The sequence below is a fragment of the Methylosinus sp. R-45379 genome (assembly GCF_001644125.1).
Lineage (GTDB): Bacteria > Pseudomonadota > Alphaproteobacteria > Rhizobiales > Beijerinckiaceae > Methylosinus.
Genome location: NZ_LUUM01000113.1, coordinates 116,305 through 132,804 on the forward strand (window position 1 = coordinate 116,305; position 16,500 = coordinate 132,804).

Annotated in this window: 14 protein-coding genes; 1 reads left to right on the forward strand and 13 read right to left on the reverse strand. The window is 66.1% G+C overall.

Annotated features, from left to right (window positions below; translation table 11 throughout):
* Positions 1–16: 16 nt before the first annotated feature.
* The 7 genes from A1351_RS25180 to pdhA all read right to left on the reverse strand — a co-directional run bounded on the left by A1351_RS25180 (position 17) and on the right by pdhA (position 7,731).
* Complete coding sequence (locus A1351_RS25180) at positions 17–910, reverse strand: hypothetical protein (protein ID WP_064032511.1); 894 nt, start codon at positions 908–910, stop codon at positions 17–19.
* The gene (locus A1351_RS06260; protein ID WP_083967172.1) at positions 900–2,477 is read right to left on the reverse strand and encodes an ATP-dependent DNA helicase RecQ; all 1,578 of its coding nucleotides are present in this window, start codon (positions 2,475–2,477) and stop codon (positions 900–902) included. Before A1351_RS06260 ends, A1351_RS25180 begins: the two co-directional genes overlap by 11 nt.
* A gap of 4 nt (positions 2,478–2,481) precedes the next feature.
* Positions 2,482–3,111: a response regulator transcription factor gene (locus tag A1351_RS06265; protein ID WP_024881382.1), complete on the reverse strand. Its 630-nt coding sequence runs from the start codon at positions 3,109–3,111 to the stop codon at positions 2,482–2,484.
* A gap of 315 nt (positions 3,112–3,426) precedes the next feature.
* Entirely contained in the window at positions 3,427–3,936 is a 510-nt protein-coding gene (locus A1351_RS25185) for a hypothetical protein (protein WP_024881381.1), read from the reverse strand.
* 486 nt (positions 3,937–4,422) lie between these two features.
* The gene (locus A1351_RS06275; RefSeq protein ID WP_064032512.1) at positions 4,423–5,550 is read right to left on the reverse strand and encodes a dihydrolipoamide acetyltransferase family protein; all 1,128 of its coding nucleotides are present in this window, start codon (positions 5,548–5,550) and stop codon (positions 4,423–4,425) included.
* Complete coding sequence (locus A1351_RS06280) at positions 5,547–6,527, reverse strand: alpha-ketoacid dehydrogenase subunit beta (RefSeq protein WP_064032513.1); 981 nt, start codon at positions 6,525–6,527, stop codon at positions 5,547–5,549. The genes A1351_RS06275 and A1351_RS06280 overlap by 4 nt, the downstream gene beginning before the upstream one ends.
* A complete protein-coding gene (gene pdhA / locus A1351_RS06285; RefSeq protein ID WP_198162234.1) occupies positions 6,520–7,731 on the reverse strand; it encodes a pyruvate dehydrogenase (acetyl-transferring) E1 component subunit alpha in 1,212 nt (403 codons plus the stop codon). The genes A1351_RS06280 and pdhA overlap by 8 nt, the downstream gene beginning before the upstream one ends.
* Positions 7,732–7,736: 5 nt before the next feature.
* Here pdhA and A1351_RS06290 point away from each other — a divergent pair, with 5 nt between their 5' ends.
* Positions 7,737–8,873 carry a Glu/Leu/Phe/Val dehydrogenase gene (locus tag A1351_RS06290; protein WP_064032514.1) on the forward strand — a complete coding sequence of 379 codons (1,137 nt, stop codon included), beginning with the start codon at positions 7,737–7,739 and terminating at the stop codon, positions 8,871–8,873.
* A gap of 59 nt (positions 8,874–8,932) precedes the next feature.
* Here A1351_RS06290 and A1351_RS06295 read toward each other — a convergent pair whose 3' ends face one another.
* From A1351_RS06295 to A1351_RS06320, 6 genes are read right to left on the reverse strand one after another with little or no spacing between them, the layout of a single operon-like run.
* Positions 8,933–10,123 (reverse strand): acetyl-CoA C-acyltransferase, encoded by a 1,191-nt coding sequence (locus A1351_RS06295; protein ID WP_064032515.1) that lies wholly within the window; start codon positions 10,121–10,123, stop codon positions 8,933–8,935.
* On the reverse strand, positions 10,120–11,169 hold the full coding sequence (locus tag A1351_RS06300) for an enoyl-CoA hydratase/isomerase family protein (protein ID WP_026599579.1): 1,050 nt from the start codon (positions 11,167–11,169) through the stop codon (positions 10,120–10,122). The genes A1351_RS06295 and A1351_RS06300 overlap by 4 nt, the downstream gene beginning before the upstream one ends.
* Positions 11,166–12,086, reverse strand: coding sequence for a hydroxymethylglutaryl-CoA lyase (locus A1351_RS06305; RefSeq protein ID WP_064032546.1), 921 nt, complete (start codon positions 12,084–12,086; stop codon positions 11,166–11,168). The genes A1351_RS06300 and A1351_RS06305 overlap by 4 nt, the downstream gene beginning before the upstream one ends.
* On the reverse strand, positions 12,086–14,074 hold the full coding sequence (locus tag A1351_RS06310; RefSeq protein ID WP_064032516.1) for a biotin carboxylase N-terminal domain-containing protein: 1,989 nt from the start codon (positions 14,072–14,074) through the stop codon (positions 12,086–12,088). The genes A1351_RS06305 and A1351_RS06310 overlap by 1 nt, the downstream gene beginning before the upstream one ends.
* Entirely contained in the window at positions 14,064–14,864 is an 801-nt protein-coding gene (locus tag A1351_RS06315; RefSeq protein ID WP_024881372.1) for an enoyl-CoA hydratase-related protein, read from the reverse strand. The genes A1351_RS06310 and A1351_RS06315 overlap by 11 nt, the downstream gene beginning before the upstream one ends.
* A gap of 7 nt (positions 14,865–14,871) precedes the next feature.
* The gene (locus A1351_RS06320) at positions 14,872–16,479 is read right to left on the reverse strand and encodes a carboxyl transferase domain-containing protein (protein ID WP_024881371.1); all 1,608 of its coding nucleotides are present in this window, start codon (positions 16,477–16,479) and stop codon (positions 14,872–14,874) included.
* Positions 16,480–16,500 lie beyond the last annotated feature (21 nt).

A 16,500-nucleotide genomic window follows, 5' to 3' on the forward strand; every position in this document is an offset into this window, starting at 1 on the left:
CGGTTTTGGGCGCTAACTACTGGATCAATTTGAGCAGGGCTTCGCGCATGGCGTTGCGCGCGATCTCCTGCTTGGGGCGGTAGACCTCCGGCGGCGCGAATTTCGGTTTCCAATCGGCAGGAGGCTCGACTTGAAATGTCTTGCCGAAATGCCCTGTCGAGTTTGGAACTTCGGTTTGCGTCCCTCCCTCGAAAGCTGCTTTGTATTCCTCCAAGCCGCCACGGCAGAGCAAGTCGTCATCACGGCGAGCGGACGAGGTGCGGTTTTCGATCGTGATCGCCAAATCGATCATTTTTGCTTTCGTCTCTGCCGGCTGACTCTTCACAAACGAAAAGGTCGAGGGATTGAGGCCCAACAATTGGGTCATGCGATTGCCCGGCGCCGTCAGGTCCTGGCATTTGGCGCCGTCGATCGCGATGAGCGCATAGGCGTAGAGCGCCATCGCGCCCGCCGTTTGGCGCATTCCCTCCGACTGCGACACGGTTCCGACAGTCCATAGCTCGCGCATATAGGCGTAAACGACGAAATATTCCGCGCCGCGCAAGACCCGGCGCTGTAGCCAGTTCATCGCTTTCACGCGGGTGACCGGGGTCTGATCGGCGTCCTTCAGCGCGGCTCCGAGACCGTTCCAATCTTTCATATAGAGAAGACCATTCAGGTCAGCGGCATTCGCCGGAAGCTCCGGCGAAGGAGCATCGGATGCGACTTGCGCGCTGGCAGAGCTCGTCGTCCAAAAAGCGACGAAAAGAAGTAACGCGAAAATCGCGCGAAAATGTTTCATGCCACGCTCTGCGTCGTGCCGACGATAAAAAGTACCGAATATCTCCTTACGAAGACGCTTTTTTGACGGAACGCGAATGGCGGACGGCTTCTCGGGACGAAAGTTTTCGATTCGACCTTCATTCGTCATACGCTTCGATTTCGCGCAGAAAGGCCGGCGCGTCGACGATCTCGCCGGGCGGAAAATCGCCGATCATGCTCGGCCGCGTGATCGCGAGCCGACGCAGCATCATGTCGCTGGCCACCGCGCGGGGGGAGAGACGGCCGCGCCTCGCAATATCGAGCCGCAAATGCAGCAACCGCCGATAGAGCCGCTCCTCGGCCACGCTGAGCCGTTCCTCAGTCGGCGCGATGGAGAGGCCCGGCGCCACAGCGGGGATAGACGCCTCCTCCGGCTCGTCGAGCCTCTCGGCGCCGGCGCCGGAGAAGCGGGCGAGCAGCGCCACGCGCCAGCCGAGCGCGACGAGGCCCGCGCGGCGCGGCAGCGCCATCAGGCCGCCGCGGCAATTGTCGCAGCGCCCGCAGCGGCCGCTCTCCTCGCCGAAAGCGGCGAGCAGCGTCTGGAAGCGGCAGGCGGGGGTGAGGCAGAGGCGCGCCATGGCGCGTCGCCGCTCCGTCTCGCCGAGCGCGACCGGATCGTCCGCCGGCGGCGCGAAGCCGAAGCGGCCGGCGAGCTCGCGCGGATCGAAGAGGGCGAGCGCATCGGCCGGCAGTCCGTCGCGGCCGGCGCGGCCGATCTCCTGATAATAGGCCTCGATCGAATCGGGCGGATCGGCGTGGACGACGAAGCGCACGTCCTTTTTGTCGACGCCCATGCCGAAGGCGATGGTCGCGATCATCGCCACGCCGGCGCGTTCGAAGAAAGCGTCCTGATGGGCCGCGCGCGTCGCCGCATCGAGGCCGGCGTGATAGGCGAGCGCGTCGAAGCCGAGCCCGCGCAGCGTGGCCGCCATAGCGTCGGCCTTGCGGCGCGAATTCACATAGACGACGCCGCTCTCTCCCTCCCGCCGGCGCAGGAAGCGCGTCAGCCGCCCCGCCGCATCGCCGCGGGGACGGAAAGAAAGGCGCAGATTGGGCCGCGCGAAGGAGGAGACGAAAACCTCCGGCGCGCGCGTGAACAGGCTGGCGATGATATCGGCGCGCGTGCGCGGGCCGGCCGTCGCCGTCACCGCCAGCACCGGCGCGCCGAGCCGCGCGGCGATCTCCCCCAGCCGGGCGTAATCCGGGCGAAACTCATGCCCCCAATGGGAGACGCAATGCGCCTCGTCCACGGCGAGCAGCGCCACGCCGGCGGCGCGCAAGAGCGCGATGGTTCCGTCTCCGGCGAGGCGTTCCGGCGCGAGATAGACGAGCTTCGCGCGCCGGTCCGCTATGGCGGCGAGCGCGGCGCCATGCTCCTCTTCGCTCTGGCCCGAATGTAGCGCGACGGCGGCGACGCCCGAGCGCGCGAGGCCGCGCAATTGATCGCGCATCAGCGAAATGAGCGGCGAGACGACCACGACCGGCGCCACGCCCAGGGCCGCCGGCAATTGGTAGAGCAGGGATTTGCCGGCCCCGGTGGGCATCACCGCGAGCGCGTCGCGCCCCTCGAGCAGAGCCGCGACCACGGCCGCCTGTCCCGGCAGAAAATCCTCATGCCCGAAGCGCGTGCGCAGGATGCGCCGCGCCTCTTCCATATCGGCGGGCGAGCGGCGCAATGGCTCAGAAGGATGCGGCGCGCGGGACGAGCACGGATATGCGCACCAGCTCGGACAGGCTCTTGACCTGCATCTTCACCATCAGCCGGGCGCGATGCGCCTCCACTGTGCGGACGCTGATGCCGAGCTCATGGGCGATGATCTTGTTGGGGCGGCCTTCGAGCACGCCGACCAGCACCTCGCGCTCTCGCGCCGTGAGGCTGGCCAGACGGTCGCGCGCTATCGCCGCCTCCGAGCTATGGCCATCGCCCGCGCCGCGAAGACCGAGCGCCTGGCGGACAGAGCGGAGCAGCGTCTCCTCGCCGAAGGGCTTTTCGAGAAGATCGACGGCGCCGGATTTCATCGCTTGAACCGCGAGCGACACATCGGCATGGGCGGTGATGACGATCACCGGCAAATCGAGCCCGCGCGCTTTGATCTCGGCGAGCAGCTCCAGGCCGCTCTCGCCCGGCATGCGCACATCGGTGACGACGCAGCCGCCGTCGCCGGGGCCGAGGCTGGCGAAAAACTCGCGCGCCGAGGCATGGGCGCGAACGTCGAAAGCCTCCATCTTCAGGAGGAGCCTCAGCGAGTCGCGGACGGCGGCGTCATCGTCGATGACATGAACGACCGGAGTATGGGCGAGGGCGCTCATTCGAGCGCTCCGCCGAGCCGAGGCTCCAGGGCGTGCTCGTCAGAAAAGCCGAAATCGAAATAGTCTACCGATTGCATAGAGAAGCGGGTCCGACCACCCGAGCGTTTTGCGCCTCGACAGGCGCGTCGGGCCGGGATGATCCTATGCTGCGCGTCGATTGGCAATAGCCCGCGTGACGCCCACGTGACCTCCGGCGAATGAGGCGTTCCGCTTCGGCGCCGTTCCAGAGTCCTTCCGGCTCGTTCGAATGGGAAGGACTCTGGACGCTATTGCTCTGCGCTGCGCGAGCCGGCTCCCGCTCGGCGCGAAAAAACTCTAACGTTCGCCGCGCAGATAGGACGCCCGCGCGCCGAAGCGCGCGATGATCGGATCGCCGCCACAATGGGACTCCGGCGGCTCGCCGCGCGCGGCGCGCCGCTCGGTCCGGCGCCCCTCGCGAAAGAAGGACAGCACCACGCCCGGCTCGCGGAGAGGCGCGCCCTTGGCCCCACCGCGGCGGGCGTCGAAATAATGGCCGAGCAGCGCGGTCTCGAAAGCCGCCTCGCTCTCGGCGTGATGCGGACGTTGGGCGCGGCCCGCCTGTGGATGGGCGGTGAGCAGCAGGCGCAGCACGATCAGCAGATCGGCGGCGCGGCCCGTCACGCCGAGATCGAGAAAGCCGCGCAGATCGGCGACAATCATCTCGCGCACTGCCTCGAGCCCACGATGGCCGTTGAGGAGATAGCTCTCGAGCAGCGCGTCATGCTCGCAAGAGGGGATGGCGCCGAGAACCAGCTCGTTGGAGGCCAGGCCCGCCTGGGCCGCGCATTGCGACACGGTGATCATGAGAAGCTCCTTACGCGTTACGCAAACTCGTTACAGTTCGATTGAAGGGCGATCAGCAGGCGGCAAATGGGCCGCGGCTGTCGGCGAATGGGCAAAGCGGCTCGGCAAAGACGAGAAGCCGAAAGGAACGCTTCAAATTGATCGATTGCGTGCGGAGATCAAATTGATCCATGGATGTCATCAGCGCCAATTCTCCCTGGGCGGCGAGATTGCAGCGGGCCGCGCTGTTCCGTCAATACTTGCTGGCGACCAATTCCAAAATTAGGACATGTACTTATGCGGCGCATCGGCGCCGCGGGTCGTCGCAAAAATCGTTCTATATCAATATATTATGATATAAGCCGGCATGGGGTTGGACGCGGGATTTTTACGATCGTCTGTGAAAGAATAGAAAATTCTATTCATTTATCGAGCGAATATACTACAAATATATTCAAATTCGATGCATTTTGCCCGACGACACGGCGAAGGCGCCGCCGCGCTTTTTCACGCCGCGCGGCTAAGATCGGCGATCACCGCGCCGAGAAAGCGCGCGGCCTCGCCGCCGGTGACGACCCGATGGTCGAAGGTGAGGCTCAACGGCAGCATGCGCCGCGCGACGGGACGGCCTTCGTCATCGGCGACGATCGCGCGCCGGATGCGGCCCGCGCCGAGAATGGCGACGGTCGGCGGCAGCACGATCGGCGCGGCGTAGCGCCCGGCGATCATGCCGAAATTGGAGAGGGTGATGGTGGCGCCGCGCAATTCCTCCGGCGGAATGCGCCGCGCCTCTATATCGGCGCGCATTTTGTTCAGCCCGGCGCGCAGATCGGAAGGATCGCGCTGGGCGACATTGCGCAGCACGGGCACGAATAATCCGCCTTCCGCCGAATCGACGGCGATGCCGAGATCGATGGCGGTGAGCACGCGTCGCGCCAGCGCATGGGATTCGAACCAGGCGTTGAGCCCCGGCTCGACGCGGCAGCCGGCGACGAGCGCGCGAATGAGCCGCAATGTCGTATCTTCGCCCTGCGGCCAAGCGTCTATGTCGGCGTCGTCCACCACTGTCGCCGCGGCCACCTCGGCTTGCGCCAACGCCATATTCTGCGCCATGGCGCGACGAAAGCCGCGCAGAGGCTCGGACGGCGCCGTCTCCGCCAATATGCGCGCCACGCGCTGCACATCGCTCGCGGTGATGACGCCATCGGCGCCGGAAGGCGTCACCATCGCGAGATCGACATCCAGCCGCCGCGCCAGCGCGCGCACCGCCGGCGTCGCGCGAAGGCCGGCGCCATTGCGCCCGAGCGGCGCCGCGCCTTCCTGCAGCACGCGGCCGCTCGTCTCCATCGCGCCGACGACGGTTCCCTTGTCCTCTCGCGTCGCGAGAGGCGCCGCTTCCGCATCGCCCGCAAAGGCGATGAGCGGGCCGCCGATGCGGATGATCTCGCCCGCCTGCGCGAACAGCTTTTCGATGCGCCCGGCTTGCGGCGAAGGAATCTCGACGACCGCCTTCGCCGTCTCCACGGAGACGAGCGGCTGATCGATCGCGACCTCCTCGCCGGGCGCGACATGCCATTGCACCAGCTCGGCCTCTTGCAGTCCCTCGCCGAGATCGGGAAGCTTGAAGACGCTCATGCCGCCTCCATCGTTTTGCGCACGGCGTCGGCGATGCGCGCGACGCTCGGCAAATATTGTCCCTCGAGCCGCGCCAGCGGCATCACGACGTCATAGCCGGTGACGCGCCGCACCGGGGCTTGCAGAAAATACAGCCCGCGCTCGGCGATGACGGCGGCGATCTCCGCGCCGAAGCCCGCGGTGCGCGCGGCCTCCTGCACGATGATGCAGCGGCCGGTCTTCTCCACCGAGCGCAAAATGGTCTCGGCGTCGAGCGGCTTCAGCGTCGCAATGTCGATGACCTCGCAATCGACGCCTTCGCTCGCGAGGCTGTCGGCGGCGGCGAGCGCCTCGTGCAGCATGCCGCCCCAGGCGACGAGGGTGACGTCGCGCCCCTCGCGCGAGACGAAGCATGTGTCGAGCGGCAGGCTCTCGCCATCGTCGATTACCTCTTGCTTGAACAGACGATAGAGCCGCGTCGGCTCGAGGAAGACGACCGGATCGGGATCGCGAATGGCGGCGAGCAGCAGGCCATAGGCGCGCGCGGGCGAAGACGGAATGACGACGCGCAGGCCCGGCGTATGCGCGAGCATGGCCTCGGGGCTTTCCGAATGATGCTCCGGCGCGTGAATGCCGCCGCCATTGGGCGCGCGCAAGACCATGGGACAGCTGAGCCGTCCGCGCGTGCGATTGCGCAGACGCGAGGCGTGATTGATGAGCTGATCCAGCGCCGGATAGATGAAGCCGCTGAATTGAATCTCCATCACTGGCTTCAGCCCCATCGCCGCCATGCCGACGGCGACGCCGGCGATGGCCGCCTCGGCGAGCGGCGTATCGAGAACGCGCGCCGAGCCGAAGCGCTGCTGCAGGCCGAGCGTCGCGCGAAACACGCCGCCATTGACGCCGATATCCTCGCCGAGAAGCAGCACGGTGGGATCATGCTCGAGCGCACGCGCGAGCGCGCGATTGACGGCCTCGACGAGAGTGAGCTCAGCCATTGCCGCCATCCTTCGGCGCGAAGCGCCGCGCCTCCTCATATTGATCGCGCATCGACTCCGGCAGCTGCGCGAAGAGATAATCGAACATTGCCGAGAACGCCTGCGGCGGCGTCGCGAGATAGGCGGCGACGGCGCGCTCCACCTCATCGGCGCAATCCTTCGCGAATGCCTTCTCCTGCTCGTCGCTCCACAATCCATGCGCGATGAGATATTTGCGCAGTCGACCGATCGGCTCCTTCTCCGCCTCACGCCGTACGACCTCGACGTCGCGATAGCGCGACGCGTCATCGGCGGTCGTATGGTCGCCGAGCCTATAGCTCAGCGCCTCTATGAGCGTCGGTCCGCCGCCGTCGCGCGCTTTCTCGATCGCCGCATGCGCGACATGGCGCATGGCGATCACATCATTGCCATCGACCTGACGTCCTTCGACGCCGGCGGCGACGGCCTTTTGCGCGAGAGTCGCCGTCGCCGATTCCATTTCGCGCGGTGTCGAGATCGCCCATTGATTATTATTGATGACGACAACGAGCGGAACGCGCCAGACGGCGGCCATGTTCAAGGCCGAATAGAAATCCCCTGTCGAGGCGCCGCCATCGCCGAGGATCGTCACCGCGACGCGCTTCTCATTACGCAGCTTGAAGGCGTAAGCGGCGCCGGCCGCATGCGCCACCTGCGTGCCGACGGGAACGCAAATGGGAAAGTCGCTTCGAGGCACAGCGTAATCGCTGCCGCGCTCGTCGCCGCCCCAATAGACGAGATTTTCCACCATCGTCATGCCGCGCAGCAATTGCGCGCCATGATCGCGATAGGATGGCGCGAGCACATCCTCGCTGCGCATGGCCGCGCCTATGCCGACGCCGATCGCCTCCTGCCCCAGAGCGGAGGCGAAAGTGCCGAGCTTGCCGGTGCGCTGCAGAGCGATCGCTTTTCCGTCATAAGCGCGCGTGCGCGTCATGGCGCGATAGAGGCCGAGCAAAAGCTCGGGGTCTATCGCTTCGCGCGGCGTCGCGGGGTCGAGCTCGCCCGACGCGGAGAGGAAGCGAAGAAAGTCGATCTGGAAGGAGACGCCAATGGTCATCGGGCCTGCCTCGAGCTTCGTCAGAGTGACGTAAGGCGCCGCCTCGCGCTTTTCATCCGCCCTAGGGAATTTTTTGCTGCGTGAGCCGAAGAGCGCTTGAATCGATCGTGCGCGCGCCCAGTTCATGATTCATGTCCGCGTCGTCCCTGTCCGCGTCGTTCAAATCAGACGCTTTCCCCTTCGTCGACGAGTTCGGCCCGGCGAAAATCGTCTATGTGAGCACGCCGGGCGTCGGCCTCGAGGCGATCGTCGTCATCGACAATATCGCCGCCGGCCCCGCCATAGGCGGCGTGCGCATGGCGCCGGATGTCGGCGTCGAAGAATGCTTCCGCCTCGCGCGCGCGATGACGTTGAAGAACGCCGCCTGCGGCCTGCGCCATGGCGGCGGCAAATCCGTCATCTTCGGCGATCCTGCCATGCCGCGACAGGAGAAGGAGCAGCTCATCCGCGCCTTCGCCAAGGCGATCGAGCCTTTGACGGACTACATCCCCGGCCCGGACATGGGCACGAATGAAACATGCATGGCCTATGTGCATGACGAGATCGGCCGCGCCGTTGGATTGCCCGCCGAGCTCGGCGGCGTTCCGCTCGATGAGATCGGCGCGACAGGCTATGGCGTCGCAATAGCCGCCGAGGCCGCTGCGCCATCCGCCGGGCTGAAGCTCCAAGGCGCGCGCGTCGTCGTCGAAGGCTTCGGCGCCGTCGGACGACATGCGGCGCGATTCCTTTCACGCAGAGGCGCGAAATTGGTGGGCGCTTCCGATAGCCGCGGCGCGATCTATGACGCGGCGGGACTCGACATAGAAGCATTGGCGCAAATTCGCAGCGAAGGCCGCAGCGTCGCCAGTTATCCGCGCGGCGAAGCGCTGGCGCCCGATGCGCTGCTCGCCGCGCCTTGCGATATTTTCATCCCCGCCGCGCGGCCTGATGTGCTGCGCGCCGACAATGTCGGCGGCTTGCACTGCAAGCTCGTGGTGCAGGGCGCCAATATTCCCGCGACAGCCGAGGCGGAGCGCATCATGTTCGAGCGTGGAATCGTCGTTGTACCAGATTTTATCGCCAATGCCGGCGGCGTGATTTGCGCTTCCGTGGAATATGCCGGCGGCGACGAGAAGGCCGCCTTTGCGGCGATCGAAGAAAAAATCTCCCGCAACATGCGAGAGATCATCGCGCGCGCCTCCACAATGCGCGTCTCGCTGCGCGACGCCGCCACCGCGCTGGTGCAGGAGCGTCTGCGTAAGATGATGGCGACGCAGCGCTGGCGCTAGAGTTCTATTCTATCGCGTTTTCTTCACGCGAACCGGTTCCCACTTCGCTCGAAAACACTCTAATTCACGGTCTCTATCGCCACTGCCGCCGCCTCGCCGCCGCCGATGCAGAGCGCGGCGACGCCGCGTCGCAGCCCATATTTGCGCAGCGCCGCGAGCAGAGTAACGACGATGCGCGCGCCCGAGGCGCCGATCGGATGACCGAGCGCACAGGCGCCGCCATGCACATTCACTCTGTCGCGCGGCAGATCGAGCTCGCGCATCGCTGCCATGACGACGACGGCGAACGCCTCGTTGATCTCGAAGAGATCGACGCTCGACAGCGGCCAGCCCAGGCGCTCGGCGAGCTTGCGCATGGCCGAGATCGGCGCCGTCGGAAACAGATTGGGCGGCCCCGCATGCGTCGCATGCGCGCGAATGATTGCGAGTGGCGTGAGGCCGGCGCGCTCGGCGCGATCCCGCCGCATCAAGGTCAGCGCCGCGGCGCCGTCGGAAATGGCGCTGGAATTGGCCGCCGTCACCGTGCCGCCGTCACGAAACGCAGGCTTCAATTTCGCGATCGCCTCGATCTTCGCTTTCGCCGGCAATTCGTCACGCGCAATCGTCGTCGAGTCACGGCCCTGCGTTTCGAGCGGCGCGATCTCCCAGTCGAAGTCGCCCTGCTGCGCCGCACGCCGCGCGCGCTCGAGCGAGAGCGTCGCATAATCATCCTGCATTTGCCGCGTGAATTGATGAGTCGTCGCGCAATCCTCGGCGAAATCGCCCATCAGCCGGCCTTTGTCATAGGCGTCCTCGAGCCCGTCGAGAAACATATGATCGAGGAGCCTCTTATGGCCCATGCGATAGCCTTCGCGCGCGCGCTCCAGCAGATAGGGCGCATTGCTCATGCTCTCCATGCCGCCGGCGACGATGGCGTGCGAGCTGCCGGCGAGCAATTGATCATGCGCGAGCTGGATCGCCTTCATGCCAGAGCCGCACATTTTGTTGATCGTCACGCAGCCCGCGGCCTCCGGCAGACCGGCGGCGAGCGACGCCTGCCGCGCCGGCGCTTGGCCCAATCCCGCCGAGAGCACGCAGCCCATGAGCACATCGTCGATCTGATCTGTCGGCGCATCGGCGCGCGCCACCGCGGCGCGAATCGCCGCTACGCCGAGCCCCGGCGCCGAAACACTCTTCAGCTCGCCGAGCATCGCCCCGATCGGCGTGCGCGCGGCGCCGATGATGACGACGGGATCGAATGTCTCGCTCATGTCCACGCCCGAAATTCGAGGTCCGGCGCCGCGCCGCCGTCGAGCAGCGCTTTCACCGAGGCGTCGTCCACTTCCGCGAGCGTCGCCGGCGACCAATGCGGATCGCGATCCTTGTCGATGACGGCGGCGCGAATGCCCTCGTAGAGATCATGCGTCGAAAGAAGATTGCAAGCCGTGCGCAACTCCTGACGCAGGCAGGCCTCGAGATTTTCCGCATCGGCGGCGCGGCGCAGCAGCTGCAGCGTCACCTTCAGGCTTGTCGGCGAGCGCATGGCGAGCGTCGCCGCCGCCTCCCGTGCGAATTCCGAACCATCGGCCTCGAGCGCGGCGATGATGCGCTCGACGCTCGAATGCGCCATCACGCGCCGCAGCAAAGTCTCGTGCCGCGACAAAGCGCCGAGGCCGGATGATTTCGCGAAGCGCGCCAGCAGCGACCGCACCTCTTCCGCCTCGCCAATGTCGCATAGAAGGGCGAGCAGCTCGGGAAGCGAGGCCGAATCCACGAGCACATCGGCGAGCCCGGCGAAGATCGCGTCATGCGGACCGACGGTCGCGCCGGAGAGCGCCATGAAGCGTCCGACGCCGCCATTGCGTGTGAGCAGCCAGGAGCCGCCGACATCTGGAATGAAGCCGATTCCCGTCTCCGGCATTGCGAAGCGCGTGCGCTCGGTGACGATGCGAAAATTGCCATGCGCGGAAAGCCCAACGCCGCCGCCCATGACGATTCCGTCCATCACCGCGACATAGGGTTTCGGAAAGGCGGCGATGCGCGCGTTCAACCGATATTCCTCGCGCCAGAAAGTCTCATAGAGGCTGCGCTCGCCATTGCGCAGCTCATAGAGCGCGCGAATGTCGCCGCCGGCGCAAAAGCCGCGCTGACCTTCGCCCGTCACGACGACGGCGACGATCTCCCGATCGGCGCCGAAGCAGTCGAGCGCGCTGGAAAAATCGCGCACCATATCCAGCGTCAGGCTGTTCAGCGCCTTCGGCCGGTTCAAAGATAGGCGCCCGACATTGCGCGTGCGGGAGACGAGAATATCGCTCATGCGACGCGCCTTCTCTCTCGTTGGAGAAGCGATGCGCGCGCGGCGCGGCTCTGACTCTCGCGTCCTAGATTTTCGCAAATGAACGCTCCGGCCTCGATCAGCGCGGCGAGATCGACGCCGGTGTCGATTCCCGAACGCTGGAGCATATAGACGACATCCTCCGTTGCGACATTGCCGCTCGCGCCCGGCGCGAAGGGACAGCCGCCGAGGCCGGCGACGGATGCGTCGACGATGCCGACGCCCATCTCGACGCAAGCGAATATATTGGCGAGCGCCTGGCCATAGCTGTCATGAAAATGAACCGCGATCTGCGCCAATGGAATGTCGCGTCCGACCTCTTCCACGAGCCGCCGCGCCTGCAAAGGCGCGCCGACGCCGATCGTGTCGCCGAGCGAAATCTCGTGGCAGCCGAGCGCGGCTAGATCGCGGGCCAGCGTCGCGACGGCGCGTGGCGCGACATCGCCTTCATAGGGACAGCCGAGCGCGCAGGAGATATAGCCGCGCACCTCGAGTCCTGCGCCGACCGCCGCTTCGACGACGGGCGCATAACGCGTCAGGCTCTCCGTGATCGTGCAGCCGATATTTTCTTCGGAGAAGCTCTCGCTCGCCGCGGCGAAAATGGCGACGCCGCGCACGCCGCAAGCGAGCGCTTCCTCGAGCCCGCGCATATTGGGAATGAGAACGGACAGATGAACATGCGGCGGCAAACGAAGATGTGCGAGCACGCGCTTCGTATCCGCCATTTGCGGAACGCGCCTTGCCGAGACGAAGCTTCCCGCTTCTATGTCGCGCAGCCCCGCCGCGGCCAGCTTTTCGATCAGCGCGACCTTGGTCTCCACTGACACCATTGCGCTCTCGTTCTGTAGGCCGTCGCGCGGGCCGACCTCGACGATTCGCACGCGCTGCGGAATGCTCATCATGCCGCTTCTCCCTCGGCGAAGACGATCAGCCGCTCGCCCTGCCGCACCATATCGCCGATCGTCGTCCGAATCTCCGATATGCGTCCGTCGCGCGGCGCGGACAATGCGATTTCCATCTTCATGGCCTCGAGCATGACGAGCGGCGCGCCTTTCTTCACGCTCTCGCCGACGCTGGCGAAGAGTCCGGTGACGCGCGCCGGCAGCGGCGCCGCGAGCGCCGCCTCATCGTCGCGCTCCGCGCGCGGCGGCGCGAGCGGATCGACGAGCGAAAGCTCGTGGTTGCGTCCATTCCATATGATGACGAAGCCATTCGCGCGCTCGACGATCGAAAGCTTTCGCGCGACACCGTCCACGCGTAGGCTCATGCGACCTGCGTCGCTCTCGAGCGCGACGCAATGCAGCGACTTCGGCGTTTGCAAGCGATAGGCGCCCTTGGGCAGAGGCGCGAGCGTCAAGGGAATGTCGCGATCCTCGAGGCGGACGAACAGCTTCTGCCGCGCCGCGCCATTGAGGCGCCAAGCGTCGCACGCGTCCCAAGGCGATTCCTCATTGCGCTCGGCGCGAAGACGGCGCAGCCAAGCGGCGGCGCCCGCAGCGAGCACGATCGTCTCGGCGTCCTCGTCCAGCGCTTCCGATCCCGCGAGGACAAGCTCGAGACGCCGTGGCAGAAATCCCGTGTCGATCTCGCCCGCAGCATGCGCTTCGCTGTCGAGAATTGCGCGCAGCAAAAGCAGATTCGTCTCCACGCCGACGATCTCGCAATCGCGCAGCGCCGCGGCGAGCTTTGCGCGCGCGGTCTCTCGGTCTTCGCCATGCGCGACGATCTTGGCGAGCAGCGGATCGTAGAAAGGCGTTACCGCATCGCCTTCACGCACGCCGGTTTCGACACGAATAGCGCCATCCTCGCGCGGCGTGCGCCAGTGCTCGAGCCGGCCGACGCAAGGTAGAAAATCGCGCGCCGGCGCTTCCGCATAGAGCCGCGCCTCGATCGCATGTCCATGCCGCGCGATCTCGTCCTGCTGCGCAGGCAGCGGCTCGCCGGCTGCGACGCGCAGCTGCCATTCGACGAGATCGACGCCCGATATCATTTCGGTGACCGGATGCTCCACTTGGAGCCGCGTGTTCATCTCGAGAAAATAGAAGCTGTCGCCCGTCACGAGAAATTCGACGGTCCCGGCGCCGATATAGGAGACCGCGCGCCCGGCGGCGAGCGCGGCCTCGCGCAAGGCGCACCTCAGCTCCGTCGAAAGGCCCGGTGCGGGCGTCTCCTCGATGATCTTCTGATGACGGCGCTGGATCGAGCAGTCACGTTCTGGGAAAGCGACGAGGGCGCCATGCGTGTCGCCGAAAATCTGCGCTTCTATATGCCGCGCGCCGTCGAGCGCCTTCTCGATCAGCAGCGAATCGTCGCCGAATGCGGACGCCGCCTCTCGCCGCGCGCTCTCGATCGCGCCGCGCAGCTCGCCCTGCGTCGCGACGTGGCGCATGCCTTTGCCGCCGCCGCCCGCGGAAGCCTTGACGAGCACGGGAAAGCCGATGCGCGTCGCCGCCGTGACGAGGCTCTCCGTATCTTGCGCGCCGTGAAAGCCCGGCACGATCGGCACGCCGGCGCTTTCCATCAATGCGCGTGCGTGCGTCTTGGAGCCCATGAGACGCATGGCTTGCGGCGTCGGTCCGATGAAGACGAGGCCGGCCTCGGCGCAACGCTCGGCGAAAGCTGCGTTCTCGGAGAGAAAGCCATAGCCGGGATGCACGGCTTGCGCGCCCGCGCGGCGCGCGACGGCGATGATCTTGTCGATTGCGAGATAGCTCTCACGCGCAGGCGCTGCGCCCAGCGGATAGGCTTCGTCGGCGAGCGCCACATGACGCGCATGCGCATCGACGTCGGAATAGACGGCGGCGGCGATGATGCTCATGCGCCGCGCCGTCGCGATCACGCGGCACGCGATCTCCCCGCGATTGGCGATGAGAATCTTACGAAACATCGTCGCGATCTCGTCTCCAATAGGGGGCGCGCTTCTCGAGGAAGGCCGCGAGACCCTCCTTTCCTTCCGCAGACGCGCGCCGTGCGGCGATCCGCTGCGCTGTCTCGCGCATCAGCGCTTCGTCGATTGGATGCTCGGCAAAGAGCGCCATGGAGGCTTTCGCCTCTGCTTGCGCGCCGGGCGCGCCGGCGAGCAGCGCGTCCACGATGCGCGCCAGCCGCGCGTCCAGCTCTGCCGCGGGAGCGATCTCGTGAACGAGGCCGAGCGCGCGCGCCTGCATCGCGGAGATCGTCTCGGCGCTGAGAAAATAGCGCCGCGCCTGGCGCGCGCCGATAGCGCGCTGAACATAAGGACCGATCACCGAGGGCGTGAGGCCGATCCTCGCCTCGCTCAAGCAGAAGCTCGCTGCATCGCTCGCGACGGCGATGTCGCAGCAGGCGACGAGGCCGACGCCGCCGCCATAGGCCGCGCCATGGACGCGCGCGAGCGTCGGCTTGGGCAGCGTGTCGAGCGCGCGCATCGCACGCGCGAGTAGAAGCGCATCCTCCTCATTGGCGCGTGGCGTGTCGGCGGCGACGCGCTTCATCCATTCTATGTCGCCGCCGGCGCAAAAGGCGGGGCCCTCGCCGGCGAGCAAGAGAATGCGCGTCTGCGAATCGTTCGCGGCGCTTTCCAGAGCCGCGATGAGCTCGACGACCATTGCTTGGTCCAGCGCATTGCGACGCTCCGGTCGCGCGAGCGTGAGAGTGGCCAAGCCGCTGGAATCGAGGGACGAGCGAATAAGGGACATTTGCGCCTCACATGCGGAACACACCGAAGCGCGTCGCCTCGAGGGGCGCATTGGACGCCGTGGCGAGAGAGAGCGCAAGCACGCGGCGCGTATCCGCCGGGTCGATGACGCCGTCGTCCCAAAGACGCGCGCTCGCATAATAGGGATGGCCTTGCCGCTCATATTGCGCGCGGATTTGCGCCTGATAGGCGTCATGGTCGGCTTGCGGCCAATCGCGGCCTTTGGCGGCGTAGCTGTCGCCGCGCACGCGGGAGAGAACATCGGCCGCCTGCTCTCCGCCCATCACGGAAATGCGCGCATTGGGCCAGCTCCACAAGAAGCGCGGACCATAGGCGCGGCCGCACATCGCATAATTGCCGGCGCCGAAGCTGCCGCCGACGACGACGGTGAATTTCGGCACGGCGGCGGTCGCCACCGCCGTCACCATTTTTGCGCCATCCTTGGCGATGCCGCGCGCCTCATAATCACGACCGACCATAAAGCCGGTGACATTCTGCAGAAACAGCAAGGGAATCCCGCGGTGCGCGCAGAGCTCGATGAAATGCGCGCCTTTGAGCGCGCTTTCGCCGAACAGGACGCCATTATTCGCGAGCACGCCGATGCGATAGCCGCAAATATGCGCGAAGCCGGCGACGAGCGTCTCACCATAGAGCTTCTTGAACTCGTCGAAATCGCTCGCATCGACGAGCCGCGCGATCAGCTCGCGCGCGTCATATTGGCGGCGGCGATCGGTCGGAACCAGACCATAGATCTCCATCGGATCATAGAGCGGCTCGCGCGCCTCGCGCTTGTGCAATGAGGGCGGCGGCGCCGCGCCGAGCGTCGCGACGATGTCACGCGCGATGCCGAGCGCATGGCCGTCATTCTCCGCATAATGATCGACGACGCCGGAGCTGCGCGCATGTACTGTGGCGCCGCCCAATTCTTCCGCCGTGACGATCTCGCCTGTCGCGGCGCGCACCAGCGGCGGCCCGGCGAGAAAAATCGTGCCGGTATCGCGCACGATGATGGACTCGTCCGACATGGCGGGCACATAGGCACCGCCGGCCGTGCAAGAGCCCATGACGACCGCGATCTGCGCTATGCCCGCAGCGGACATTTGCGCCTGATTATAGAAAATGCGGCCGAAGTGATCGCGATCGGGAAACACCTCGTCTTGACGCGGAAGATTGGCGCCGCCGCTATCGACGAGATAAAGGCACGGCAGGCGGCTCTGCGCGGCAATCTCTTGCGCGCGCAAATGCTTCTTCACCGTCAGCGGAAAATAGGCGCCGCCCTTCACGGTCGCATCATTGGCGAGGATCATGCAGGCGCGGCCGCAGATGCGTCCGACGCCGGCAACGACGCCGGCGCAAGGCGCCTCGCCGTCATAGAGATCATAAGCTGCGAATTGGCCGATCTCGAGAAAAGGCGACATGGGATCGATGAGCGCGTCTATGCGCTCGCGCGCCGTCATCTTGCCGCGGGCGACATGCTTCTCGCGCGCCGCGGCGCCGCCGCCTTCGGCGATGCGCGCAGCCGTTGCGCGCAGATCGGCGACGAGGCCGCGCATCGCCCGCGCATTGGCCGCGAATTGCGCAGAGCTCGTATCCAAGCTCGTCTCCAGAACTGTCATTGCCAAATTCTCTCTTGGCCA